Source organism: Burkholderia sp. 4M9327F10, assembly GCF_005503145.1.
Lineage (GTDB): Bacteria > Pseudomonadota > Gammaproteobacteria > Burkholderiales > Burkholderiaceae > Paraburkholderia.
On sequence record NZ_SCNV01000001.1, the window covers coordinates 501,617 to 526,543 of the forward strand.

The following is a 24,927-nucleotide window of genomic DNA, read 5'->3' on the forward strand; positions in this document are numbered from 1 at the left end:
TCAGCTAATGTCATGAAAAAATAATCTAAAAAGGATGTTGCAGCGCAGCATTTATGCGCCTATGCTGAGTGGAGCGGAGCTTGGGGCCTGCGTGCCTATCGGGCCCCCTTACTGCGGAGGCATACATGACACATCCGCGCATAACTGATTTGACGCTGCACGTATTTGAACAGGAAGGCGGCTGGCACTGGGCACTGACAATCGAACGGTTGCAGGGCACCGGCAAAAAAGTGGTTGCTTTTAGCGAGGAGGTATTTTCCTCGCAGGCGCAAGCACGTGCTGACGGCGAGCGAGCCGAAGCACAATGGGAGCATGACGGCGGACTGCGGCGCTCGGAGCTGGCATAGCGGCGCTATTTCCGCCGGGCGGTAACGCTTTGTTTCTTTTTCTTCCGTTGACTTGCTCAATCCGGTTCGGTAAGTTCGTCGCCTAACGTATTTGCAGGGCGGCAGTAGATGGACGCAAGTTATGAAACCACCAAAGAAATCGAAATCGAGCTAAACGGCTCGCACCACCGCGGCCGCTACCGCGTGATGATGGGCACCGTCATCGTCTACTACGAGAACGAAATCAAATTCTCCGACTTCGGCATGAACGCGCCTGAAGTCGTCGCAAGGTGGCTGCTGACCGATATGTCGCGGCGCGCCGAATCGAAAAAGCGCAAGACCGGCGCAAGCACCTCCAACGCAGGTACAGGACGCGCCAAACGCTGACGCGCTACGCTTCTTTACGCAGTATTTCGTGAACGCGGTGCATGTGATCCGAGGTCTGCTTTTGCAGGTAGGTAATCGCTTCCTTGACCCGCTTCGCCTCGCCTAGCTGGAATGCATACTCGCGCAGCAACGCTTCGCTCGTCACCTGGTCATTCAGCGTACCGAGTTCATCCTGCAGCGCAGTCAGATGTTCGATCACAGCCTGATGGCCGCCGTTCAGCACCGGCGCAAAGAACTGCAGCAGGTAACGCAGTTTTTTCCCCGCAATCCTGACCTCGTGAAGCGCGCCGTAATCCGAATCGTCGGCTGAAATTGCGCGTTTGACGCGCTTGTTCAAGGCCATTTCGGCGACTTGCACGCGCTCTTCGGCGAACGCCGCGATGGGTTGGCTGGCGCCATGCACCTCGAGCTGCACACGTGCTGCGGCCACCGCCCGCAGAAGTATCCGCTCGACACCTGCGTTGCCGATTGCCTTCAGGCTGAACGACAAGGCATCGGCGCGGTGCGCCTCGATGGCCTCAATCAGCCAGGCAAACGAACGCTTATGCGATGGCGCGGCGGCCGCAATCAGCTCGTGCAGGACATCCCAGTCGCGCGTCCTGCCGGCGGCGTCCGCCAGCGACTTGAACTCGCGGCGTTGCAGCTTCGCGTCGTGTTTGTCGAGTAGCGGGTCGTAGGCCCACCAGAGTGTCCGCAAGCGGCGCATTGCCACCCGGAGCTTGTGCAGATCCTCAGGGGCGGCGCCGGCTTCGAGCTTATGCACACGGTCTAGCGCCTCGCCGCAAACCGACTGGGCAAGCAGTGCAAACGTGTCGGCAACAGTCATTGAAACGTCGATCTGCCCGGCACGGCCAACGCTGGCGGCAAGCGATGGCGAACGGGTGTCTGCCGATTCGGCGGTAACCGGACGAGTGCTCATGATGGGGTGCGCCTTTTGGGCCATGATCCTTTTCAATCCTACAACGCGCGACCGCTACAGCCAAACAGAACTCAAGCATGACCACTGTGCGACATCAAAAAGTAACGAAGCTGTGAAACGTTTTGGGTTGGCACAACGAATGCGACGGCCTGCCGAACCTGCAGCGAACCTCAATGTCGAAGCCTCGGACGCATGACTGTGGAAACACGAAACCGCGCGTGTCCGAACCGTATTTCGAACGGACGCTCTGGCGCACTCCGAAGCAGTGACTTGCAACGAGCTTGCTGCGTCATGCATACCGGGTATCGAAACGACATCAACCAAGGAGTTATCTATGGCTAACCAGCTTGGCGAGATTCAGCATATCGTGGTCCTGATGCTGGAAAACCGTTCGTTCGATCATATGCTAGGTTTTCTTTATGCGGACCGGAATAATCAATCGCTTTCGGGCCAGCCTTTCGACGGGCTGACCGGCAACGAATCCAATCCGTCTTCTAGCGGCGAAGCGGTACAGGTGTACGCCATTCAGGCCGGCGACAACAACGCCTATTTTCAGCCAGGCGCCGATCCCGGCGAAGGCTATAGCGCGACCAACTCGCAGTTGTTCGGCACGGTGGCCGCACCCACGCCGCCAGTGGCCACCAACCAGGGCTTCGTGACCGACTATGCGTATACGCTGGGTTGGGAATCGAAGAAGCCGAGCTGGTCGGTGTTGCCGGGCACCGTTGCCTCGGACATCATGGGGATGTTTACACCGGAGATGTTGCCGGTGCTCTCGGGGCTCGCGCGTGGCTACGCCGTATGCGACCAGTGGTTCAGTTCGGTGCCCACCGAGACCATGCCGAACCGCGCGTTCGTGTGCGCTGCCACCAGTCAGGGGCACATGGACGACAACACCAAGACCTATACCTCGCCGAGCATCTTCGGTTTGCTGTCGCAACACAATCAAAGCTGGGTCATCTACGGTTACGACCAGCAACCGCTGACGCGGCTCAACTTTCCAGACACCACCCACGCGTCCGACGACCACTTCGGTCTGTTCACCGATTTCCAGACCGCCGCGAAAAACGGCACGTTGCCGGCTTATACATTCCTTGAACCGAGCTGGGACGCCGCCGGCAACAGCCAGCATCCCAACTACGATGTGGCCTTGGGCGAGCAATTTATCCACGACGTGTACTACGCTTTGCGCAGCAACGAGGCGCAGTGGAACCAGACCCTGTTGATCATCACCTACGACGAGCACGGCGGTTGCTACGACCACGTGGCGCCGCCGTCGGGCGCCGTGCCGCCGGATAACTCGGCGGGCGAGTACGGTTTCGACTTCACGCGTTTCGGTCTGCGCGTGCCGACCGTGCTGGTCTCGCCGCTCATCGCGCCAGGCACGGTGTTCCGCGTGCCGGCAGGCACGATGCCGCTCGATCACACCTCCATCCTGAAGACGGTCGAAACCCGTTGGGGTCTGCCCGCCCTGACCGCACGCGATGCCGCCGCCCCCGATGTGGGCGACGCACTAACGCTCACTACACCGCGCACCGACGATCCGTTGGCTTCGGTAACGGTGCCGACTTCGGGCGGCAGCAACAGCGCGGCGGAGCAACCCTCGCATCTGCAGCAGGTGCATGCCGAACTGGTGTCGCGCTTGCTGGTGCCGGACGCAAATGGCGGCACCTATCATCAGATGCCGGCTTTGCGAACCAATGCCGAATACGCGCACTACATTGCTTCGCGCACCGAAGCATGGCTCAAGAGCCGCGAGACGCTGGATACCGTGCATGTACGCGGTTGAGTGATGCGATGCAGGCGCTGCTGCGACGCCGCTTAGGTGAGGGCATGCACCAGGCACGCGCGGCCTGGGCGGGCCGCGCATACCGGCATCGGCGGCGCTGACTTACTCCCCCCTTGCCCTATCCTGCGTCATCACCAACGCGAGCGACGAAGAGAGAATCGACCGGGCCAGTTTGTCATCGTCCACGGCACGCGCCAGCGTAATGGCGCCCACGATCGTCGCGACAATGCCAAGCGCGGATTTTTCGTTTTCGCAGGATGCGGCCTGGGCAACCAACGCGGTCAGTTCGCGCAGATACTTCGTCAGCATTGCACGGATATCTGCACTCGCATGCCGCGCCTCGCCGGCCAGTGCACACAGCGCGCAACCGTTACCCGGGTTATCGAGGTGCTGCTCGCTGAGAAAAGTCTCGGCGATCGACTGTAGCGTGATATCCGCACGCTTGCCCGCATGGATACTGCGCGCCGCCATGCGCTCCTTGCTCTGCTTCAGCGCGTACTCGAGCGCTTCCACGATCAACGCATCGCGCGACGAAAAATGCCCATAAAACGCGCCGTGCGTTAGCCCCGCGCTACGCATGCAGTCCGCCACGCCGAGCGCTTCGATGCCGTGCTCGCGAATCTGCCGAGACGCGTTCTCGAGGACGCGTTGCCGGCTCTCAGCCTTTTGTGCCTGCGAATAGCCCATTTTTCATCCCTTCCTTGCACCCGTGACGCTTGACAATCTGCATGATGGGCATAATACTGAAATTGTGCATGACGATCAACATGCAGATTTGCGATGTTGACGATGCTCGTACCGATTCGACTGCGGCTGCCATCCGGCGCCGCGAAACAGGTTTCAGGCTCATGCGACGCGAGCAGATGCGGCTTTGGCCATGATCTCGCGCTGCCTACACAGGAGAAGGAAGATGCGTTTTACCGGGAAAACAGCGCTCATCACGGGCGGGAATAGCGGGATTGGCTTTGCTGCTGCAAAGCGTCTGGTCGCCGAAGGCGCCCGGGTGGCGATCACCGGGCGCGATCGCGCCAAGCTCGACAGCGCGGTGGCCGAGCTCGGGCCAAACGTACTTGGCATCCAGGCCGACCTCGACGATCCCAGCGCAATCGACGCGGTGATTCAACAGATCAAAGACGCCTACGGTTCGCTCGACATTGTGTTCGCCAACGCCGGCATCTCCGGTCCGACACCGCTCGGCGGCACAACCGCTGCCGCATTCGAAGCCGTTCTGCGCACCAACCTCACCGCTGTTTTTCTCACGGTTCAGGCAGCTTTGCCGTTGATGGGCGCCGGCAGCTCGATCATTCTGAACGGCTCGGTCATGCGCGAACTCGGCTCACCGGGCTCGGCGGCCTACTCCGCGACCAAGGCGGGGATCACGGGGATGGCGAAGGTTTTTGCGGCCGAACTGGTGACGCGCGGCATCCGCGTGAACACGGTGATCCCCGGCGGCACGCGCACGCCGATCTGGACCCGCGGGGCGCGAGCCGGCGCGACCCTCGACGGAACTGAAGCAGCGCTCGCGCCGCGTATTCCGCTGGGCCGTCTCGCGACGCCGGAAGAAGTCGCTGCGGCTGCGCTGTTCCTCGCCTCTGACGATGCAGCGGGGATTACCGCCGCGGAGATTGTGGTCGACGGCGGCACGACCGGCGCACCGTGGGGTTCGCAGGTGTTGCGTCAAGCCTGATGTGTTAGGTAGTAAAGCTAATCTTTTTGGCTGAAATTTTCCCGCCGCCGACGCTCGGTGAAGCGCGTCAGCGGCGGGCGGTGGTGGCTCAGCGTTTTTAGAAGCTGTGCTTGATACCCGTGACGATCGGCATCTGGCTCTTCGTCGAGGAGGCCTCGTCGAGTTCGGCAATCTCGGCGGTCTGCGCATCGCCCGCCGCGCAGGACAAACCGGCCACGGTAAATGCGGCCAGTAGTTTTCGGACTTGCATCAAATACCTTGGAGAGAGTTGAGAAATCCGTGTAGCGAACTAACGCCGCTTCATGAGCCAGACAAAAAAGACACCGCCGATTGCGGCCGTTGCGACGCCGATCGGCAAATCCTCCGGCGCGATCACGGTGCGTGCGGCGACGTCGACCCAGATCAGGAAAATCGCGCCCAGCAGCGCAGAAACCGGCAGTAGCCGGCGATGATCAGCGCCGACAAGGCGGCGCGCGATATGCGGAATCATCAGGCCGACGAAGCCGATGGAACCGCTCATCGCAACCATCACCCCCGTCATCAGCGAAGCCACCACGAACGCCTGAATCCGCAATGCCGACACGTTGATACCGAGCGTCGCGGCGGTCTGGTCGCCCGCCATCACGGCGTTCAATGAACGCGCCGTCGCCGTCAGGAACACGAAGCCGGCAGCGAGGACCAGCGCTGGAATCGTCAACAGATTCCAGCGCGCGAGGCCGAGGCCGCCAAGCATCCAGAACAGCACCGAGGACGAAGCACGATGGTCGCCCAGGAACAGCAGCAGGTTCGCCATTGCCATCACGAAGAACGACACTGCCACGCCCGACAGCAGCAAGCGGTCGGAATTCAGCCGCCCATGGCGCATCGCCACTGAAATGACAATGAACATGGCCAGCAACGCACCGGCAAAAGCCGCGATCGGCAGCGTGGCAATACCGATCGTTTCGCCGAGATACAGAATGACCGTCACGGCGCCTAGCGTCGCGCCCGAGGTCACGCCCAGCAAATGCGGATCGGCCAGCGAATTGCGGGTGACGGCCTGCAGGACCGCACCGACCAGCGCGAGTCCGGCGCCGACCAGGCCGCCAAGAATCACGCGTGGAAAACGGATCAGCCAGACGATCGTGTCCTGTCCGCCGGACCACCCACCGGTGCTCTCGTGTCCGGTCAGCAAACGCAGCACATGGCTGGAGAGAATCTTCCATGTCACCGCCGGCGCAATCTGTACCGGGCCGATACCGATCGCCACGAGCACGGACAACGCCAGCAGCGCCGCCAGGCAGAGCAGCAGCACGCTGGAGCCGTAAGCCCGCTCGCCCGCGGCAAACCATGCCCGGGTGGCCAGCGCGCCGCTCAGGCTGTCATGACGTCGCATGAAGACCGGCGCCTAACGCGAAGCGGATGGCGCAATGCCGGGCTGGCCAGGCTGTCATGGCTGGAACGCCGCCGGGTGCAGCCCTTTCGCCAGCGTGTCGATCGCGCGCACATTGGCAACGCCGGGGGTCGCGTCGTCATAAGGCAGGACGATGAAGCGGTTGTTCTTTACGGCGTCCATCTTGTTGAGCGCCGGGTTGTTACGCAGGAACGCTTCCTTTTGCGCCGCGGTGACGCTGCCGTAATCGACGATCACAATCGCCTGCGGGTTGCGCGCCACCACCGTTTCCCAGTTCACACGCGTCCAGCTGTCGTCGAGATCGTCCATCACGTTGCGCCCGCCGGCGGCAGCGATCAACGCCGTGGGAATCGCTTCCCGTCCGGCCGTAAAAGGACGGTCCTCGCCGCTGTCGTAGACGAACACGCTGACCGGCTTGCCATCGCTGCCGGCTTTCGCGGAGACGGCCTGAATCCTGGTCTGCATGTCCTTGATCAGCGCATCGGCCCGGCTCTCGACATTGAAGATCTTGCCGAGGTTGGCGAGGTCGCGGTAGACATCATCAAGCGAGGCCGCCGGGCGCTTCATGACATGCGCACACGACTCGGTCAGCTCATATACCTGAATCCCGAGCGGCGCGAGCGTAGCGGGCGTAACGTCGCCACCTACCTTCATGCCGTAGTTCCAGCCGGCGAAATAGAAATCGGCATTTGCGCCGACCAGCGTCTCGACCGACGGATACTCCTTCGACAGCTCAGGCAATGTGCCGAGCGATTCCTTCAGTTCCGCGGTGCCGGTATTCCAGCCGCTCACGCCGGTGTATCCGACCATGCGGTTTTTCAGGCCGAGCGCGATCATCATGCCGGTCAGGTTCACGTCATTGCTGATTGCCCGTTGCGGCGGCCCTGCAAACGTGACGTCACGGTTGCAACTGCGGATCGTGACCGGATAGGTGGTTGCCGAAGCATTCGACATGGTTGCGGCCGCCAGCAGGCCGGCAACGAGCGCGCCGCTCAAGCGGCGGGCAAAGAGGTGCTTAGGCACGGGGGTGTTCTCCATGAGTGAGTAGGGTAATGCGGGGATGGCGGGACACCGGATGCGCATCGACGATCGCCGCTACGCCGAAGACGTCGGCCAGCAACTGCTCGGTGATGACTTCGTCAGGAGTGCCATGCGCGACGATCTCGCCCTGGTGAATGACGTACAGGCGATCGCAATAGGCTGCGGCCAGGTTCAGATCGTGGATCGTCGCCAGTGTGGTGATGCCCATGCGGCGCACAAGCGCCAGCAATTCGATCTGATGCTGAAGATCGAGGTGATTGGTAGGTTCATCGAGAATCAGCAGGGTCGGCTGCTGCGCGAGTGCTCGCGCCAGCAGGACACGCTGCTTTTCACCGCCCGAGAGGGTGTCAAAATTCCGTTCGCGGTATGCCGACATGCCGACCTTCTCAAGCGCGGCATCGACGATGCCGGCGTCGTCAGGCGTATCGCTGCTAAAGAGCGTCTTGTGCGGTGTGCGTCCCATGTAGACGACATCGAGCACGGTCAGCCCGAAATCCTCCGGAAACTCCTGCAAAACGACTGCGGCGCGCTGCGACTGCCACTTCGCCGATTTCTTCCAGATGTCCTCGCCGTCGATCTCAATGGTCCCGGCGAGCGGCGCGTTGAAGCGAAATGCGCAGCGCAACAGGCTGGTCTTGCCGCTGCCGTTCGGTCCCACCAGGCCGACGAACTCGCCCGGCTTCGCCGCCAGACTCACCGCGCGAAGAATCCTGGACGCGCGCTCGCCGTTCGCGACGGGCGACCAGTCGATTTCGGATACCAGCAATGACGACATGCCTGCTTCTTTCATGGAATCGCGGTCCGGCCAGGACGGGGTGTCTGGGATACGGTAAGGTGGGGCTAACGAACAAGGAACGAACGGTCCGGCCGGTAGCCCGGATCGAGCGAAGCATGGGTCATACGGGCATCTCCCGGGGATAGCGCGCCCCGAAGCTGGAAAGAGGGATACGACGCCGAGGTCTGACTTCCGGTTTCGCTTGAAACCGGTCACAGTGGCGCGACCGCGCTGGATTTGCACCAGCTTCCACGAGTCGTATGGGCGGCATTTTACGTGCGAATCAATGCCGGTTGGATTTATTGTGAAGCATCAACGGCGCACTGACGCGAGCATCAGATGCATCCGATGCATCGGGTCTGCTTCGCGCGCGGCCTATTCCGTATCGCGCCGCTTCGAGAAATAGCGCGCCGGCGATTCACCGAACGCCTTGCGAAACATCGCAATGAAATTGCTCGGCGTGGCATAGCCCAGCGCATCCGCCACACTCGCCACCGCTTCGCCGCCGGCAAGCTGCTCAAGCGCGAGCGCGAGGCGCGCCTGCTGGCGCCAATGCACGAAACTCATCCCCGTCTGCGCGGCGAAGTGGCGGCGTGCGGTGCGCGCCGAAAGACCCGCCCACGCCGCGAGCTCGTCGAAGGTGCGTTCGTCTTCCGGATGCTCGATCAGCAGGTTGGCCATCGCAAGCAGGCGGCGCTCGACAGGTAACGGCAAATACAGCGCTTCACGGCGAGCGAGCCGGATTTCATCGAGCAGCACGCCGACGATGCGCTCCTGCTCAGGCTGCAGATCCGCCTCTGCGCCCCAGCTGGCGGCACGCCGCACGAGGGCGCGCAGCATCTCGCTCACGCCCATCACACAGGGCTCGCTGGGCAGGCCGTGAAGCACATCCGGCCGTAGCATCACACCCCACCCGCTCAGCGCACCGCTCACGCTCGCCTCATGATCGACACCAGCCGGAATCCAGCCTGCGCGATGCGGCGGCAACAACCACGAGCCTCGTGCCGTGCGGACTCGCACGAGGCCGCTTTCGATGCAGAAGAGCTGGCCGCGCACGTGGCGATGCCACTCGTATTCCCGCGTGCCGAGACGGAATTCGTTTTCAGCCGCCTCGGTACCCCAGAACGCGTACAGCGCGGGGCCGTCTGGCCGATCGCTTAGATCTGTCATGCACTTACCCCTCCGAGGCGAACCTGATCGACTTTGGCCGAATTTCATTGTTTATCGTCCGACTGTCATTATCAGGCTAACGCGCCTGGCCGTTAGCCTAGACAGCATGAGCAGCAGGGGAATGGCTGCTCCTGACGCAACGGGAGAACGAATGCAACACCGGCATGTTTCGATCATCGGCGCTGGGCTGGGCGGTTTATGCCTCGCGCAAGGCCTCAAGCGGGCGGGGATCGCCTTCGATGTCTATGAGCGCGACCCTGAGGCCGCTGCCCGCAACCAGGGGTATCGGATCAGGATCAACGCCGACGGGCAGCGCGCGCTTGCGCAGTGCTTGCCCGCGCACCACTACGAACTGTTCCGGCAAAGCTGCAGCGTCTCGACTCAGGTCCGGTTCCTGAACCACGACATGGAGCCGATTGAAGGGCGGCCGGCACGGAGCTGGCAGGCAGCAGAGGCCGCCGGCAACCTTCAGGCCGAGGTTCCCGACCTCAGCGCAAACCGGCAGAGCTTGCGCGAGATCCTGCTCTCGGGCATCGAGGAGCGGGTGCATTTCGGCGCGACGTTTCAGCGCTTCGATGCCAGCGCAGAGGACGGGGTACGCGTGCGCTTCGAGGATGGAAGCGAGGTGGCGTCAACGCAGCTGGTCGGCGCCGACGGCGTGAACTCCGCGGTGCGCAGCCAGCTCCTGCCCTCGGCGCGGCCCGCCGATACCGGCGCGGTTTGCCTGTATGGCAAGTCGATCATCACTGCGGGGCTGCGCAACCTCATCGGCACCACGCTGAGCACGGGCACTTCCGTGATCTTCGCGGACGGTTTCACAGCGATTCTGGACGCCATGCAGTTTTCGGCGCCGCTACCCGCCATCGCGGCCAGGCTTGCACCGGAATGCCGGTTGAGTCCGGTGCATGACTACGTCTACTGGGCCTTCATCGGCCCACGCGCCACGCTGGGCGTGGGCGCGATCGGGACGCTCGACCCGGCGCGCCTGGCGGCGCTCGTCGCCAGCCTCGTGCACCGCTGGCATCCGCAACTGCGTGCGCTCTTCGCGCACGGCGACCCCGGCACCCTCGCGGCGCTGCCGGTTCGCAGCGCTGCGCCGGTGATTGCAACGTGGCGTCCCGGTTGCGTGACGCTGCTCGGCGATGCGATCCACGCCATGAGCCCGGCCGGCGGAGTAGGCGCCAACACAGCGCTGCGCGATGCCGCAGCGCTCGCTGAAGCGATATCGGCACCAGGCGAGCTGGAACACGCCGTCACCACCTATGAAGCCGCGATGCGCGAGTGGGCGCAAGCCGCGATTCTGGCTTCCGAAGACGGTGCGCGCCGTTTGTTCGCCACCATCAATACTAGCGATGCGTAAAGGAGAGCTATGCAGTCAATCGTCCGCTTTATCGTACATGACATCGAAGACTTCCCGATCGTCTGGACACGCCGCAGCGAGATCAAACCAGGCTATGCGGTGCAGTGGGAGCACGAAATGGATGCGCTGATGACATGCACCGATCCGTTCGTGATCATTTTCGAGGAAGGCCAGCCGGAGGAGGCGCACGAAGACCGCAAGACGCGGGGCCTCTGGCTCAAGCGCAACAAGCTGCTGCTTGCGGAGCAATGCAAGGCGGTTCTGGCGATCGAACCGGACAGCATCAAACGGGCTGCATTGAAGCTGCAGTCCGCCCTGGTCGCCAAAGCGTTCGGCGTGACGATGGATATCGCAGCGTCCGCGGAGGACGCGCGCTCGATGGCCTATGGCCTGCTCGGCGCATCGCCGCGTTGAGCCTGCACGGACCCGTTCGCACGAAACACCGCTTTACGGCGCGTGTTGCGCAGGATATCGTCGCGCTGCGGGACGTTCAGATCCAGGCCGAAGCGGGTAGCCGCGAGGCAACGGCGGCTGGACTCGCCGCCGCTTCACGGCGCATCTTCTTCGTCTGACAATCTGGATCATTCATGCTTCGATTCGAGAATCTGTGCAAACGCTACGGCGAGCACACTCTCTTTCAGGGCCTGCGTTATAGCGTGGACGCAGGGTGTATCGCACTGAACGATGAATCCGGCAGCGGCAAATCGACCCTGCTTGGCATTCTGGCCGGCGAGATCGAACCCGACGCCGGCGAGGTCTGGCTCGGTGGACATTCGCTGCGCACCGCTACGCTCGCGGCGAAGTCCGCAGTCGCCTACGTGCCTGAGGACTGCCTTGCATCCTCAATGCAGACAGGACGTGCGTTTCTCGAAGACGTCGCCGCGCAGAGGCACACCACGCTCGACAGCCGCACGCTCGAACTGGCCGACCGCTTCGGTCTGACGCCGCATCTGGAGAAGCGCTTCGAGCAGATGTCGTTCGGCACGCGCAAGAAAATCTGCCTGAGCGCTGCGGCGCTCGGCCGGGTTGCCGTCGTGATCGCAGACGAGCCGGGCGGCGGCCTCGACGCCGCTGGGCGTGCTGTCCTGATCGATCTGTTCAAGGAGTTGGGGCGAGACCGCGTGGTGTTCTTTACGAGCTACGACACGGCGTTGACGAATGCTTGCGAAGCGCAAGCGGTCAGCTTTGCGGATCTCACAGCGGGCGGCTAAGCGGCGCTCCAGACGCAACGCGAAGCAACGCTGCTGCTCGCCGCGACGAGGCACGGTAGCAGCCCGCGCCGCGGATACAACGTCACGGATGCAACGACAGGCCCTTGACGGCCTTATCGACCATCTTCCTCGGCCCGCGCAGCGCAATCCCCACCAGGTCGGGCCGGTCCGCCGGCTCGGCAAGGAATGCGACCCGGTTGTCGTCGTCATTGCCGGTGGAAAACATTGCTTTCACGTAGACCGCTAGCGTCAACTCTCTTTGCTGCCCCTGTTGAAATGCCCGCAGCAGTCCGTCAGCGTCGCCGCCATAGATCATGACGGGCTGCCCTAGCAACGCGGCATATTGCCTGCCGTTCGCGTCCGCGTAGGGTTTTCCGATCGCCTCGGGGGCCGCCGCCGCAATCCCGGTTGCCAGAAACGCCGTGACATTGAGCTTCTGCCACGACGCCAGGTCGTCGCGAACCACCAGCGCGACTTTTGTATCGAACTCCATCCCTTCCATTCCTTTGCCAGTTCACGTTGATTCGTCCTGCGGGCCAGGGTGGCCGTAGGGTGACGCGGTGCGAAACCCCATTGCGCAGATCCCGACGGCCTTCCTCAGGAAGGACCGTTTCCCGGCAAGCGTAATCGTAGTCGGGCGCTCAGTCTGGTACGTTTGTGCAGCGCTTGCTGTAGTGACCTGGCGTCAGGTCGTAAGCACGGCGGAACCAGCGGCCCAGGTGGCTCTGGTCGGCAAAACACAGCGCATGCGCGACCTCGGCCGGCGCCATGCCTCGCGCCAGCCATTGGCGTGCTTTGGCAAGTCGCAACTGAATCAGATAGGCATGCGGCGCCAATCCAAAGCTGGCCTTGAACGCACGCGTCAGGCGAAAGCGGTAGACGCCGCAGGCGATTGCCAGATCATCGAGTCCAATGTCGTCGTGCAGATGGGCGTCCAGGCATTCACGCTCGTAGGCATGGCCTTCAAAATGCGCACGTAGCGTTTCTATTCCGCTGCTTGCGCGCTGGCGTAGATCCACCCAGTTGTGTGCGGTTATCACTGCCCTCGCGCTTTATCGGTTAGCCCACCAGTCCTGGGCATTCTGCGCCATCCTGCGCCACGGCGGATCCGCAAACAGGATCAGCGCCCCCAGCGCGAGGCAGCCGCAAAACAGAAACGTGCCCCTGTAGCCCACCCCGGCGACCAGCAAGCCGGACAGCACCCCTGAGAGGATCGAGCCGACCCGCGCCGAATTGAAGAACAGCGCCGTCGCCGCGCCAGGCGAGCGCGGCATCAGATCCTGCACGTAGGTCATGCCGAGGCACGAGGTCACGGCCACCACGAAGGCGTTGAGCGCCTGCATCGGGATCAGGAACGACACGGAACTGACGGCCGCCACGCAGATGAAGTACAGCATATGCACACCGGCACACGCGGCCAGCCAGCGCAGCTTGTTCAACGTCGCTCCACGGGCGCCCAGCGCCAGCATCATCGGGATTTCGAGGAAGGCGCCGAGGCCGAGCATGATCGACACGTCGATACGCGTGCCGTGCAGCCCATGGACGACGTAAAGCGGCAACACGATCATGGTCGCGTTGGCCGCCAGACCGATCAGCGTCAGTGCCAGCACCGAACGCCAGATCACACGCGAAGGCGCCACCGGATGGACGAAATCCGGTTCGAGCGGCACTTCCGGTTCGACCGTCGTGACCTCGAGCGATGAGGCGGGGTCGCCGGGGACATGATCCGGTGCGTCATGCAATTCGCCCCCCGGCGCCTCATGCATGCGCCAGATGATCGCGCCACAGGCGGCGAAGCACGCCGCAGCGAACAGAAACAGCCCGTAGAAGCCCGTGCCCGCCAGCACCAACGCGCCCACCGAAGGCCCGAACACCCACACGACCGACAACACCGTCCGCAGCGTCGCGGTAGCAAAGGTCCGCTCGGCCTCGCTCGTCACCGGCAACGCGGCGCGGCCGAACGAGAACACCAGCGAGAGCGCGGAGCCGCCCGCGCCGAGAAACGCAATCCCAATTATCAGGAGGGCCCGGTAGTCGCGCACGAAACACAGCAGCAGGAAACCGAGTGCCGCCGCGCCCAGCGCCGCCAGCAGCAGCGTGCGGTGATGGCCGTGGCGGTCGGACCACTTGCCGGCCCAGGCGCTCGCCGCTACCCCGCTCGCGGCGATCAGCGTCATGAAAAGCCCTAGCCTGAGCGGCGTCATCCCGGCTCGCTCGACGCCGAACAGCGATAGGTACGGGGCTGTGAACGACATGGCGACCCCGAGCATCAGGGTCGCGCCTGCCAGTGACATGAAAGACGGGATGCGCGTGAGACTGACGAGCCGGGAGTAGTTCATCGATGACGCGAAATAATGCTTACTGCATGCGGCGTCGCGCGGAATCCGCCCGGCGCAGGCAGTTGGCTATCGGCAAGGGGGCGCGCACCGATATCCCAAAAAGGCAGCCGGTACAACGCACGGGTGAACCGGCAGTATGCCAAAGCTAGCTGGAACGTGTTAGCACGTCGGTAGCCAATGTCACCGCATATCGACCCACGCCGCCACGTCGCAAGGTCCGGTTTCGCGGCCGCCCAGCAGAAAACGCGCCCCCTCCGGAGCTGGCACCGCCCACACTATGTCGCTGTAATTGAAGGCGAAACAGAGCTTGCCGAGGCGGCGCAAACGGCCGCCCGGCGGGAGCGTCAGCACTTCGATCCCGGCGTCGCGCACGCAGCGCTCGAGCACCGCGCGCTGCAATGCAGTGTCGAAGCAGGCGGTCGTCATGCGGACCCGGCCGGCCTGCAAGACAGCCGGCACGCCGTCGTCGAATGAGGCGATCACCGCCACGCCCGGTCCCGGCTCGACGTGGTCGCGCCAGCTTCTGCCCTGCCCTTGCACACCTTCGAAGGTCACCGGTGGCCGCAGTGTCGGGCGCAACGATTCGCTCTGCGACACCCGCACATCCAGAACCGCCCGCAGCGGACCCGGCGGCAGCGTGGCAGGGATCGTGAAGTCCGTAGTCTTCGAACCGGTGCGCGGCCCGAATAGCCAATGTCCGGGGCCGGTCTGGGTCTGCGCGACCAGCGCGGCGGGAACGATCGGCAACGACGGCGCGACGATCAGCCGATAGCCGCTGACATCCGCGGTGACGGGCAGGATATCCACGTCCACGCCCATCTCGCACAGCAACGAGTACCACTCGAACACCAACCGCTGATAGTCGAAATCGGCGCCGTGGCGTTGAATCTGCACGATCCAGTCAGCGCTATAGTCGAACAGCAGGGCCACGGGGGCACGTCTGGCTTCGCTCGTCACGGCGTCCGGAGTCGTGGCCGCCGCGCCTAAGGACGCCAGTTCACGCGCCACACGGGCTATCTCGTGGCCGCCGGCGGTCAGCTTGTCATCCGGCGCATTGATGCCCGAATGCATCTGCTCCTGCGCGAAAGGCGCCTGGCGCCAGCGGAAGTACGACACCAGTTCGGCGCCGTGCGCGAATGCCTCCCACGTCCAGAGACGCGCCATGCCTGCCTTGGGAACGGGGTTATACGGCGCCCAGTTGACCGGCCCCACCTGCTGCTCCATCACCCACATGCGTCCCTTGCCGACGCCGCGATACAGATCGTGATTGAAGGCTGGAATATCCGGATGCCCGGTGCGGGCCCAATGGTGCTTCTCAGCCTCGTCGAACCATAGGACTTCGGTACGCGGCAGCGGATAGCTATCCCACGCGGCAACATCCAGACCGCTCTCAGCAAATTCGTAATGGTCGAAGCTCGTGAAAAAGCCCATGAAGTTGTGCAGCAGGTCGCGTCCCGGCGCATGCTCGCGGATCAACTCGCCTTGCAACCCATGGAAGCTCGCTACCTCGCTCGACATGAAACGCCTGAAGTCGAGCCAGTGGCTCGGGTTCGCATCGGTGGGCGTGAGGTTCGGCAGGCCGATTTCGTCGAAGCCGCGGTATTCCATGCTCCAGAATACGTTGCCCCATGCTGCGTTGAGCTTCTCCACTTCGCCGTAGCGCGTGGCGAGCCATTTGCCGAAACGCACGCGCGCCGCCTCCGTATAGGTCGGCGAGGTATCGTGGCACGCCAGTTCGTTATCGGTCTGCCAGGCGATCACCGCGGGATGCCTGCCATAACGTTGCACCATCTGCGTCACAATGCGTGAGCAATGCTCGCGATAGACCTCGCTCGATATATCGTAGTGGCGGCGCGAGCCGAACTTGAGCGTGACGCCCTCCTTGTTGACCGGCAAGATCTCTGGGTGCTGCTCCACTAGCCACCTGGGCGGTGTTGCCGTCGGCGTACCGAGAATCACCTTCAGACCGTGTTTTGCCAGCGTGCCGATGGCGGTATCGAGCCACGCCCATTCGTAGCGGCCCGGTTCGGGTTCCATCCTGCTCCACGCGAATTCGCCAATGCGCACGTGGCTGATGCCCAGTTCCGCCATCCGGCGCGCATCGCTCTCCCATTGATGCTGCGGCCATTGCTCGGGGTAATAGCAAACTCCTAAATGCATGGTGCTCTCGCTCGACGTAGTGAGGGTATGGTCTTTGTCGTATGGACCGAGTTGATACCGGTTAGCGCGGCTCGCGACGCTAGCCCTTGGTGGCGCCAAACGTGAGACCGGTGACGAAATGCTTCTGCATCGCAAAGAACATCGCGACCGAGGGCAAGGCGGCCAGTACCGAACCCGCGGAGACGAGATTCCATGAGGTCGTCCACTGCCCTCTCAAGGCGGCGACACCCACCGTGATCGGCGCTGCGTCATCGCCTTGGGTGAGGCACAGCGCCCAGAAGTAGTCGTTCCAGACAAACGTAAAAACGAGGATGCCGAGCGCGGCGAGTGCCGGCCGCACGAGCGGCAGCACGATGCGTGAGTAGATCGCCCACTCGCTCGCACCTTCCACGCGCGCCGCTTCGATCAGCTCATACGGCAATGCGCGGATAAAGTTGCGCAGAAACAGTGTGCAGAAGCCGGTCTGAAAGGCGGTATGAAACAGCACCAATCCCAACACGGTGTTGTACAGGCCCAGATCGAGCGTCAGTTGCCGGACCGGGATCATCAGGATCTGCACCGGCACGAAGTTGCCCGCCACGAAGATCGCCAGCACTAGCAGATTGCCGCGAAAGCGGTAGTTCGCAAGCGCATGTCCCGCCATTGACGCCAGAAAGATCGACACCGCAACCGAGGGCAAGGTGATCAGCACGCTGTTCCAGAAGTAATGCAGCATTGGCGTTTGCGTAAGCGCCGTGCCGTAGTTTTCGACCAGCGCGAAATGCTCGGGCCAGCCCCAGTAGTTGCCGGCGGAGAGTTCGTCACTGGAGCGGATAGACGTCACCAGCACCGCGAGCAAAGGCAACAGCCAGAGCAACAAGGCGCACGGCAGCGAGAGTTTGTAGAGCAGGCGGCTACCCGGCCGCCAGCGGGAAACGGGCATCGGATACATGTCTGCTCCTCAGGATTCGCTGCGCACGAGACGCCGCAATTGCCACACAATGAAGACCAGCATGATCAGGAACAGCACCACCGCGATCGCGGCGGAATAGCCTTCGCGGTAGTACTTGATCGCCTGGTCGTACATGAAATAGGCCAGCACGGTCGAGCTGTCGAATGGGCCGCCTCCGCTCATCACTGAGATCAGATCGAAACTGCGCAGCGCGCCGATCACGGTCAGCACGACCGCCATGAAGGTGGCGGGCCGAAGTTGCGGCAAGATCACGTGCCATAGCAGCGTGAAGCCTTTGGCGCCTTCCATGCGGGCAGCTTCGATGATTTCGCTATTGATGCCGGTCAGTCCGGTCAGGTAAAGAATCATGCAGAACGGAATCTGCGGCCACAGCGCGGCAAAAATGATCCCGTAGGTCACATAGCGCGGATCGCCAAGAACCGGTATGCCGTGGCCCACGATCAACTTCAGCAGGCCGAAGGTCGGGTCGTAGAACCATCCGAACACCAGACCGACCACCACGCCCGGCAGCACGAATGGCGCAAAGAACAGCGACTTCACGAGGCGAATGCCGCGCACGCTCTGATTCAGATATAGCGCGAGCGCGAGACCGCAAGGCGGTGCAAGCAGAAACAGCACGAGCCAGATGACGTTGTTCTTCAGCGCCATGTAGAACGTGTCGGAGTGCAGCAGTTCGCGGTAGTTCTCAAGGCCCGCGAAGGTCTTCGGCGTCATGCCGTCCCAGTTGTAGAAGCTCAGCAAGATGCTGCTAATCACCGGGTAAATCACATAGATTGCAAACAGCAGGCCCCCGGGCAGCAGAAACAGCAGGGCCGTGCGATTGCGCCGGCGGCTCAACGGCGCGGGCGCCCGGTAGCGCTCGTGGCTGACTGGCGCGGCTTTGTCTGACATGGTGCTGGACACGTTCAGGTTCCTCGTCCGGATGCAGGTTGCCGGATCGCGGTGCAGCGCAATCCGGCCATGCTGCGGCCTACTTCTTGTAGATCCGTTGGCGGAACTGTTCGAGCCGGTTCAGGATCGCGTCGAGCTGGTTCGGGTCGCTATAGAACTGCTGCATCCCCTTCATGCCTTCGTCGGCCATTTCCTTGGTCATGTCGCGGTCGTAGAACTGCGCGACTCCGCCAGGCGTGCTCGACAGAATCTGGAAGCCGATCTTCGAGATCGGATCCTGCGGCTCCGGCGCCTGGTTGTTCGACGGCAACTGGCCCCAGCCCTTCGCCAGTTCGCCGTTGATCTGCGGCTGCGCCATAAAGGCGAGCAGCCGGTGCGCGTCTTTCTTGTTGCCGGCCTTCGCAGGAATCATCAGGATGTTGACCGGGCCATCTTCGGCCATCGGTACGGCCGAATCGATCACCGGGAAGCGGAAGTAGCCCATCTTGTCGCGTGTGGACGCCGGCAGCCCTGCCGAGAAGAACGTCCCCATTAACATCATCGCCGCCTGACCGTTGACGAGCAGCGGGCTCACCGAGTCGACGTCATAAGACAGCGCATTGTCGACGAAATACCTGTCATCGATCAGCGTCTTCCACGTGGCGTAAACCTTGCGCACGCGCGGATCGGTGTAGGCAATCTCACCCGCCATCAGTTGCTCGTGAAAGGCGTAGCCGTTGATGCGCAGGTCGAGGTAGTCGAACCACGCGGCGAGCGTCCACGAATCCTTGGCCGGCACGGCGATCGGCGCGATGCCGGCGTCCTTCAGCTTTTTGCAGTCGGCGAGAAACTCATCCCACGTCTTGGGTTCGCTGGTGATACCTGCTTTTTCGAACAGGTCCTTGCGATAGAAGAAGCCGTACGAGTCGTAGCCCAGCGGAGCCGCGTACTGCTTTCCTGCATACGTGGAAGGAGGCTTGACCGCGACATACGTCTGGTTCCAGCCGTTCTTTTGCCAATCCGCGCTCAGGTCGTCGAGCAGGCCGCGTTTGGCGAAATAGGCCATGCGCTCGCCGTTGTGCCAGCTCAGCACATCGGGCGGATCGGTCGCGAGCCAGCCGGACATCTGGACCTTGTAGGCCTCCTCGCCCACATAGGTCACCTTCAGGTCGACATCGGGATTAGCCTTCTCGAACTGATCGAACGCGTCTTGCCACACCGCGCGCTGGTTGCCGCGCGCAGACACGGTCACTCTTAGCGTGGCGGCATCGACGTAGCTTGCAGCGGCCATCGCAAGACACGCGACACCCGCCAGTAAGAACTTCCCAGCTCCGAACTTCATGATTGTCTCCAATATTCAATTTATGGCGGCGGCCACCGGGTGCGAGCCGCCAGATCACAACCGCTAACCGGCTAGTGAAGCAAGGTGCTGCGCGCCACGGCTACTGCATTGCCGCTTTCGTCGAACAGATGGGACGAGCCGGGCGAGACCGAGAACACATGCCGTTCACCCGCACGCACGTTGCTGCTGCCGGGCGCCTTGGCGATCAGCGGGCGCCCGCCTCGAACATCCAGATGCACATACGTCAGTTCGCCGAGTTGCTCGGTGAAGGCCACTTCACGCGTGAGGGTCATGCCGGCCTGATCCACTTGCGGCGCCGTAATAGTCAGATGCTCCGGGCGGATGCCAAGCGTGACCCGCGTGCCGGCCTTTAGAGATGCTTCAATCGTCCGGTCAGTCAGAGCCAGCGTTTCCCCGCTATCGTCGAGCTTGATATCGACTCGTGTGCCTGTCGTCGCCACCACCTGTGCCGGCAAGAAGTTCATCCGTGGCGAGCCGATAAAGCCCGCCGCAAAGAGGTTGGCCGGCCGGTGATACAGATCCAGAGGGGAACCGATCTGAGCGATGCTGCCAAAGCGGGTCATATCCTCGCCGGCGCGCAGCAGCACGATCTTGTCGGCCAGCGTCATCGCCTCGACCTGATCGTGCGTGACGTACACCGAGCTGGCCTGATCGAAGCGCTTATGCAGGCGGCCGATTTCGATGCGGGTCTGAGCGCGCAGCGTGGCATCCAGATTGGACAAGGGCTCGTCGAACAGGAATGCTTTGGGTTCCCGAACAATCGCCCGGCCGATCGCCACACGCTGCCGCTGGCCGCCGGACAGCGCACGCGGCTTGCGCTCGAGCAAGGACTCGATTTGCAAGACGCGTGCCGCTTCGTTGACGCGGCGTCGAATCTCGTCGCTTGAGACCTTAGCGATACGCAGGCCAAAAGCGATGTTCTCGAATACCGACATGTGAGGAAACAAGGCGTAGCTCTGGAACACCATTGCTACGCCCCGCGCAGCGGGCTGCACTTCGTTCACGCGCTGTCCGCCGATCTTCAACTCACCCGCGCTCACATCCTCGAGGCCGGCGATGAGTCGCAGCAGCGTCGACTTCCCGCAACCGGACGGCCCGAGAAACACGCAAAACTCGTGCTCGCCGATATCCAGATTGACGTCGCGCAGCACAGGCGGATGCTCGCCATACGCCTTCGAGATGCTTCTAAGGGAGATAGCTGTCATGCCTTTTCCCGGTTGAGGTTCTTGGGGATCGCGTCAGGAACCATAAAATTTAAGCGCTTAAATTTTTCGAGGGAAAAGCCGGCGTTTGAATTAACATGTCTTCCTCCTGTGTCTGAGCGTGAAATTAGCCGAGCTGTTCGCGACACGCAACCCTTACGACAACGTCTCAATATATGGGCGAAACGCCAGCAACGCGGTCATTAGCACCTGGTCACCACTCGTTTACCCTCGCCGCGATGGGCCGGCCATGGTGACACTCGCTGAAGTCGCACAACGCGCACAGGTCACGGCGGCCACAGTCTCCAACGTGTTACGCAATCCTCAGAAAGTAAAGCCGACCACCGTCGAACGCGTGATGGCGGCCGTGCGTGAACTCGGCTATCGCCCTAACCTCACAGCCCGGGCGCTGGCCGAGGGACGCACATCTACACTCGCGTTGATGCTGTCGAATATCTCGAACCCGTTCTACCCCGAGTTCGTACTGGAGGCTGAAACCGCGGCGCGGCGACGCGGCTATTTTCTGCTCGTATGCAACACTGACGACAATCCGGCCATCGCGCGGGCGTATCTCGACAAGATTGCAGGCACACTGGCTGCCGGGGTGATTGTGATGAATACCGATGTCAGCGCCGGCGAACTCGCCCAGGTTGCGCAGCGCGGTTCGCCACTCGTACTGTGCATGTGGGAGCGCGCGCAGGCAACCCATGCGTTGCCCTGCGTCACGGCGGACTATATGCACGCGGGCGGCCTCGCTGCTGCGCATCTATACGAACTCGACCATCGGAAAATCGGCGCACTGCTGGGCGAAGGCTCCGGCGGCCCGCAATCGGTGCGGCTCAACGGATTTGTCGATGCACTGGTGGCACGCGGCGTTTCGGCCGACTCGGTCAAGGTTCGCGCCTGCCGCGACTCGATTGAGGCAGGCTACGAGGCCGCCCGTGCGCTGCTCAGCGAACAGCCGAAACTGACGGCGCTGTTTGCCACCAACGACCTGATGGCCATTGGCGCGATCCAGGCGGCAACGGATCTTGGCCGGCGCGTTCCGGAGGATCTGTCGGTGATCGGACTGACCAATATCCATCTCGCCCATCAGTTCCGCCCGGCGCTGACTACGGTCGCCTTTCCGACCGCCGCGATCGCTTCGATTTCGGTCGCGCTGACAATCGATCGGATCGAAGGCGTCAAGCCGAAACGCGATGCGTACAAGGTACCGCTGTCGGAGCTGGTGATTCGCGATACGACGGCGCCGGCGCCTAGGGTTTCACGCCGGAAGTGAGCGCGGGCTGCCTGCTTTGCGAATTCAAACGGACTCCTAACCCTTCCCGCTATGAAGCACGATGAAGTTTCTCCCGCCTCAGGCGTTCGGGACTGGCGCCTGTCATTTGCCGGACCATCGCGATGAACGCTGAGGCACCGTTGTAACTCAGTCGCCGGGTAATTTCGTCTTTCGAATAGCCTTCCTCGAGCATCGTCAGTGCCGCCGCGAGTTTGGCGCGTTGGCGCCAGTCGTGAAAAGACACGCCAGCAAGCTCCCGCCAATGTCGCGACAAGCTCCGTTCGCTTAGCCCCGCTTCCTCAGCCCACTGCGCCAGACTTCGCCTGTCATCGGGACTAGACTTCGAGCAATTGGGGCGAATTGGTCGCAATGCCCTAAAGCTGTTTCCCGCAGCTTCAACGAGGATTGAAGCAGAAGCACTGCTGGCGTGACGCGAAGACCGCACGCAAGAAGGTGCGTGCAGGTACGGAAGATCAGAAACGCAGCGTCGGGTCACGACCCATCAGGACTATGAGAATCTCGGTTTCGTCAGGTTGCTGCGTGACGTACGCGTGCGGCGTCGCGCTGCCGAAAAGCACGCTTTCCCCGGCCATCAGCCTGGCCGGTTCTTTTCCCTCAAAGCTCAGTTCCAGGCTTCCCGACAGCACGTAGCAGAACTCCATGCCGGCATGTCCTGCGAGTCCACCCGCGTCCTCCACACTGGTCGCATGGACGCGCATTAGCAGCGGCATGAGTCCGCCCGTATTTCCCTGATGCAACAGCGAGTAGCTGTAGGGAATATCGGCGAGACGGGTGAAGGCAATGTCGTCGAGATGCGAAACGCTGACCGCGGAAGGCGCACGCGACGGCGCAACGAGCATGTCCTGCCAGTCGAAACCGAGTCCCTCGACGATCTTGTAGAGCATCCCGAACGTCGGCGACATCTTGTTCGTCTCGATCCGCGACAGCGTGGCTTCCGGCACGCCCGTCAAACGGCTGGCATCCGTCAGCGACAGATCCCTGGATTTACGCAATTGCCGAAGGCGCTGGCCGATCGCCTCCGCGGGAATCCGCGACGAAGGCTTTCTTGCGGCCGGAGCCGGCAGCGTCGCGAGAATCGACGCGACACGCGATTTTCTGTTCATCGGTTGTCTTCTCCGGCTACAAATTTACATATATGTAACATAAAACATATTTAAAAACAATGGCATGAATCATAAATAATGAATTGTTTGCATGAACATCCGAAGTTGACTAAAGTCGTCGGTGGGAGCGGAATCCTGCTCCCGGGTGGCCTGCGGAGCCACGGCTTCCGCACGCGCTCATTTTTACATATATGTAAAAAGGACGAACATCATGTCGACACAAGCTTCGTACGGGCGTTTCCAGAAAGAAGGTTGGGTGCAGTGGCCGGCGGAGCCCGAACTGAGTTTTCAGTTCGCGCGCACGTTGGGCGGTGCGCAGGAAGGGGCGAGCCTGATCAGCGAGTGCTTCGCGGCCGCGTCGAGGATGACGCCGGGCGACACCGAGAGCTGGCACCGCGAATGGCAGGCGCTGGCGAAGACCAGCGAACGGCGCGCGAACGATGCATTTGCACAGCAGCGCTTGCGCACGGCATCGAGCAACTGGCTGCGTGCGGCGAACTACTACCGCTCGTCGGAGTTCTATCTTGCACACGACGATCCGCGGCGTCTCGATACCTTCGACAGCGTCGAGCGTTGTTCGCATCGCTATCTTGCCGGGTTGACTCCGGCGGGCGAGATCATCCGGATTCCATACGAAAACGGCGCGCATCTCGATGCGTATTTTCTGCCGTGCGCGGAGAAGGACGTTCGCTCGCCGGTCGTCATCGCGTTCGGCGGGCTCGATGAATACAAGGACGAACTGCTGCACGAAATGCCCAAGCATGCGCTGACACGCGGGATGTCACTGCTGCTGGTCGACATGCCAGGGCAAGGCGGGACGTTGCGTCGTCAGAAGCTCCCGAATCGTCCGGACACCGAGGTGCCGGTCGGCGCGTGCGTCGACTATCTGTTGACACGCACCGACGTCGATCCCGCGAAGATCGCGCTGTATGGCGCGAGTGTCGGCGGAGTATATGCGGCGCGTGCGGCGTCGTTCGAGAAGCGTATCGTTGCGGCCGTTTCCGATTCCGTGATGTTCGATATGTCGTCGCTGTTCGAGAGCTGGCTCGCTGCGCCGGAGAGATCGATCTGGCGTCATCTGAAATGGGTGTTCGGCTGCGAGACGATCGAAGGTGTAGTGGACAAGGCAAGAGCGTTCCGTCTCGAAGGCGTGATCGACAACATCAGCATTCCCTACCTGGTATTGCAGGGCACTGAGGATTGGCTCGGGCTGAAGACAGCGACGGACACTTACGACTACGCGAAAGCGCACGGAGTCGACGCGGAACTGAAGCTGTTCGATCCCGCGGAAACGGGTGCGGCGCATTGCCAGATCGATAATCCGACGCTGGGCCAGGAATTCATTTGCGACTGGCTGGCCGCCAGGCTGGATATCGATCAGAGTTCGGCGCGCGTGCGTGTGCCGGCACTTGCCTGAGCGGACTGGCAATCGCTTAAGACCCGGATCACGCCGTAGCACCAGTAGCCCCAAAATGCAGAACGGCCCCTCGATGAGGGGCCGTTCCAGTTCCAGCTACGCCTAATGCGGTCTGGATCTCGTATCAGCGCCCGCTCACAACAAGCGGCGCACCATCACACGA

The 24,927-nt window shown here is 62.3% G+C and carries 27 protein-coding genes and 1 riboswitch; of the genes, 10 read left to right on the forward strand and 17 right to left on the reverse strand.

Translation table 11 applies throughout. From position 1 onward, the window contains the following. Positions 1 to 125: 125 nt before the first annotated feature. A complete protein-coding gene (locus FFS45_RS02250) occupies positions 126 to 347 on the forward strand; it encodes a hypothetical protein (RefSeq protein WP_137953030.1) in 222 nt (73 codons plus the stop codon). A gap of 108 nt (positions 348 to 455) precedes the next feature. Next, a complete protein-coding gene (locus FFS45_RS02255; RefSeq protein WP_137953031.1) occupies positions 456 to 713 on the forward strand; it encodes a hypothetical protein in 258 nt (85 codons plus the stop codon). Positions 714 to 717: 4 nt separating this feature from the next. Here the strand turns inward: FFS45_RS02255 and FFS45_RS02260 are convergent, their stop codons facing one another. Continuing rightward, positions 718 to 1,632 carry a CHAD domain-containing protein gene (locus tag FFS45_RS02260; RefSeq protein ID WP_171029541.1) on the reverse strand — a complete coding sequence of 305 codons (915 nt, stop codon included), beginning with the start codon at positions 1,630 to 1,632 and terminating at the stop codon, positions 718 to 720. A 334-nt stretch (positions 1,633 to 1,966) separates the two neighbouring features. On the opposite strand from FFS45_RS02260, the gene FFS45_RS02265 reads away from it, so the two are divergent. Beyond that, the gene (locus FFS45_RS02265; RefSeq protein WP_137953033.1) at positions 1,967 to 3,421 is read left to right on the forward strand and encodes an alkaline phosphatase family protein; all 1,455 of its coding nucleotides are present in this window, start codon (positions 1,967 to 1,969) and stop codon (positions 3,419 to 3,421) included. A gap of 102 nt (positions 3,422 to 3,523) precedes the next feature. On the opposite strand, the gene FFS45_RS02270 is transcribed toward FFS45_RS02265, so the two are convergent. Then, positions 3,524 to 4,108, reverse strand: a complete 585-nt coding sequence (locus FFS45_RS02270) for a TetR/AcrR family transcriptional regulator (protein ID WP_137953034.1) — start codon at positions 4,106 to 4,108, stop codon at positions 3,524 to 3,526. 223 nt (positions 4,109 to 4,331) lie between these two features. On the opposite strand from FFS45_RS02270, the gene FFS45_RS02275 reads away from it, so the two are divergent. Next, on the forward strand, positions 4,332 to 5,108 hold the full coding sequence (locus tag FFS45_RS02275; RefSeq protein WP_137953035.1) for an SDR family oxidoreductase: 777 nt from the start codon (positions 4,332 to 4,334) through the stop codon (positions 5,106 to 5,108). Positions 5,109 to 5,205: 97 nt separating this feature from the next. Here the strand turns inward: FFS45_RS02275 and FFS45_RS41550 are convergent, their stop codons facing one another. The 5 genes from FFS45_RS41550 to FFS45_RS02295 form a co-directional block, all read right to left on the reverse strand. Next, entirely contained in the window at positions 5,206 to 5,358 is a 153-nt protein-coding gene (locus FFS45_RS41550; protein ID WP_171029523.1) for a hypothetical protein, read from the reverse strand. Between the two features lie 39 nt (positions 5,359 to 5,397). Beyond that, positions 5,398 to 6,483 (reverse strand): iron ABC transporter permease, encoded by a 1,086-nt coding sequence (locus tag FFS45_RS02280; protein WP_137953036.1) that lies wholly within the window; start codon positions 6,481 to 6,483, stop codon positions 5,398 to 5,400. Positions 6,484 to 6,537: 54 nt separating this feature from the next. Further along, complete coding sequence (locus FFS45_RS02285; protein WP_249362552.1) at positions 6,538 to 7,455, reverse strand: ABC transporter substrate-binding protein; 918 nt, start codon at positions 7,453 to 7,455, stop codon at positions 6,538 to 6,540. 61 nt (positions 7,456 to 7,516) lie between these two features. Further along, positions 7,517 to 8,317, reverse strand: a complete 801-nt coding sequence (locus FFS45_RS02290) for an ABC transporter ATP-binding protein (RefSeq protein ID WP_137953109.1) — start codon at positions 8,315 to 8,317, stop codon at positions 7,517 to 7,519. Between the two features lie 170 nt (positions 8,318 to 8,487). Beyond that, positions 8,488 to 8,579, reverse strand: a riboswitch (adenosylcobalamin (AdoCbl) riboswitch). A 113-nt stretch (positions 8,580 to 8,692) separates the two neighbouring features. Then, on the reverse strand, positions 8,693 to 9,487 hold the full coding sequence (locus tag FFS45_RS02295) for a helix-turn-helix transcriptional regulator (protein WP_137953038.1): 795 nt from the start codon (positions 9,485 to 9,487) through the stop codon (positions 8,693 to 8,695). Positions 9,488 to 9,638: 151 nt separating this feature from the next. On the opposite strand from FFS45_RS02295, the gene FFS45_RS02300 reads away from it, so the two are divergent. From FFS45_RS02300 to FFS45_RS02310, 4 genes are read left to right on the forward strand one after another with little or no spacing between them, the layout of a single operon-like run. Further along, the gene (locus FFS45_RS02300) at positions 9,639 to 10,847 is read left to right on the forward strand and encodes an NAD(P)/FAD-dependent oxidoreductase (RefSeq protein ID WP_137953039.1); all 1,209 of its coding nucleotides are present in this window, start codon (positions 9,639 to 9,641) and stop codon (positions 10,845 to 10,847) included. A gap of 9 nt (positions 10,848 to 10,856) precedes the next feature. Continuing rightward, positions 10,857 to 11,261: a hypothetical protein gene (locus tag FFS45_RS02305; protein ID WP_137953040.1), complete on the forward strand. Its 405-nt coding sequence runs from the start codon at positions 10,857 to 10,859 to the stop codon at positions 11,259 to 11,261. Next, positions 11,258 to 11,419, forward strand: coding sequence for a hypothetical protein (locus FFS45_RS41555; protein WP_171029542.1), 162 nt, complete (start codon positions 11,258 to 11,260; stop codon positions 11,417 to 11,419). The genes FFS45_RS02305 and FFS45_RS41555 overlap by 4 nt, the downstream gene beginning before the upstream one ends. A 15-nt stretch (positions 11,420 to 11,434) precedes the next feature. Beyond that, positions 11,435 to 12,058: an ATP-binding cassette domain-containing protein gene (locus FFS45_RS02310; protein ID WP_137953041.1), complete on the forward strand. Its 624-nt coding sequence runs from the start codon at positions 11,435 to 11,437 to the stop codon at positions 12,056 to 12,058. 82 nt (positions 12,059 to 12,140) lie between these two features. Here the strand turns inward: FFS45_RS02310 and FFS45_RS02315 are convergent, their stop codons facing one another. The 8 genes from FFS45_RS02315 to ugpC all read right to left on the reverse strand — a co-directional run bounded on the left by FFS45_RS02315 (position 12,141) and on the right by ugpC (position 20,947). Next, entirely contained in the window at positions 12,141 to 12,551 is a 411-nt protein-coding gene (locus tag FFS45_RS02315; RefSeq protein WP_137953042.1) for a DUF2000 domain-containing protein, read from the reverse strand. Between the two features lie 148 nt (positions 12,552 to 12,699). Beyond that, entirely contained in the window at positions 12,700 to 13,098 is a 399-nt protein-coding gene (locus tag FFS45_RS02320; protein ID WP_137953043.1) for an AraC family transcriptional regulator, read from the reverse strand. A 12-nt stretch (positions 13,099 to 13,110) separates the two neighbouring features. Next, positions 13,111 to 14,397: a sugar efflux transporter gene (locus FFS45_RS02325; protein ID WP_137953044.1), complete on the reverse strand. Its 1,287-nt coding sequence runs from the start codon at positions 14,395 to 14,397 to the stop codon at positions 13,111 to 13,113. 180 nt (positions 14,398 to 14,577) lie between these two features. Continuing rightward, positions 14,578 to 16,557: a beta-galactosidase gene (locus FFS45_RS02330; RefSeq protein WP_137953045.1), complete on the reverse strand. Its 1,980-nt coding sequence runs from the start codon at positions 16,555 to 16,557 to the stop codon at positions 14,578 to 14,580. Positions 16,558 to 16,636: 79 nt separating this feature from the next. Beyond that, the gene (locus FFS45_RS02335) at positions 16,637 to 17,488 is read right to left on the reverse strand and encodes a carbohydrate ABC transporter permease (protein ID WP_137953046.1); all 852 of its coding nucleotides are present in this window, start codon (positions 17,486 to 17,488) and stop codon (positions 16,637 to 16,639) included. Between the two features lie 9 nt (positions 17,489 to 17,497). Then, positions 17,498 to 18,400, reverse strand: coding sequence for a sugar ABC transporter permease (locus FFS45_RS02340; protein WP_137953110.1), 903 nt, complete (start codon positions 18,398 to 18,400; stop codon positions 17,498 to 17,500). A gap of 79 nt (positions 18,401 to 18,479) precedes the next feature. Continuing rightward, positions 18,480 to 19,721 carry an extracellular solute-binding protein gene (locus FFS45_RS02345; RefSeq protein ID WP_137953047.1) on the reverse strand — a complete coding sequence of 414 codons (1,242 nt, stop codon included), beginning with the start codon at positions 19,719 to 19,721 and terminating at the stop codon, positions 18,480 to 18,482. Positions 19,722 to 19,792: 71 nt separating this feature from the next. Continuing rightward, a complete protein-coding gene (gene ugpC, locus FFS45_RS02350) occupies positions 19,793 to 20,947 on the reverse strand; it encodes a sn-glycerol-3-phosphate ABC transporter ATP-binding protein UgpC (protein WP_137953048.1) in 1,155 nt (384 codons plus the stop codon). A gap of 247 nt (positions 20,948 to 21,194) precedes the next feature. On the opposite strand from ugpC, the gene FFS45_RS02355 reads away from it, so the two are divergent. Next, on the forward strand, positions 21,195 to 22,223 hold the full coding sequence (locus FFS45_RS02355) for a LacI family DNA-binding transcriptional regulator (RefSeq protein WP_137953049.1): 1,029 nt from the start codon (positions 21,195 to 21,197) through the stop codon (positions 22,221 to 22,223). A 49-nt stretch (positions 22,224 to 22,272) separates the two neighbouring features. On the opposite strand, the gene FFS45_RS42200 is transcribed toward FFS45_RS02355, so the two are convergent. Together FFS45_RS42200 and FFS45_RS02365 are read right to left on the reverse strand one after the other, a co-directional pair. After that, a complete protein-coding gene (locus FFS45_RS42200) occupies positions 22,273 to 22,719 on the reverse strand; it encodes a helix-turn-helix domain-containing protein (RefSeq protein ID WP_137953050.1) in 447 nt (148 codons plus the stop codon). After that, positions 22,697 to 23,347, reverse strand: coding sequence for an XRE family transcriptional regulator (locus tag FFS45_RS02365; protein ID WP_137953051.1), 651 nt, complete (start codon positions 23,345 to 23,347; stop codon positions 22,697 to 22,699). The genes FFS45_RS42200 and FFS45_RS02365 overlap by 23 nt, the downstream gene beginning before the upstream one ends. A 211-nt stretch (positions 23,348 to 23,558) precedes the next feature. On the opposite strand from FFS45_RS02365, the gene FFS45_RS02370 reads away from it, so the two are divergent. Beyond that, on the forward strand, positions 23,559 to 24,764 hold the full coding sequence (locus FFS45_RS02370; protein WP_137953052.1) for an alpha/beta hydrolase: 1,206 nt from the start codon (positions 23,559 to 23,561) through the stop codon (positions 24,762 to 24,764). The last annotated feature ends 163 nt before the right edge of the window (positions 24,765 to 24,927 follow it).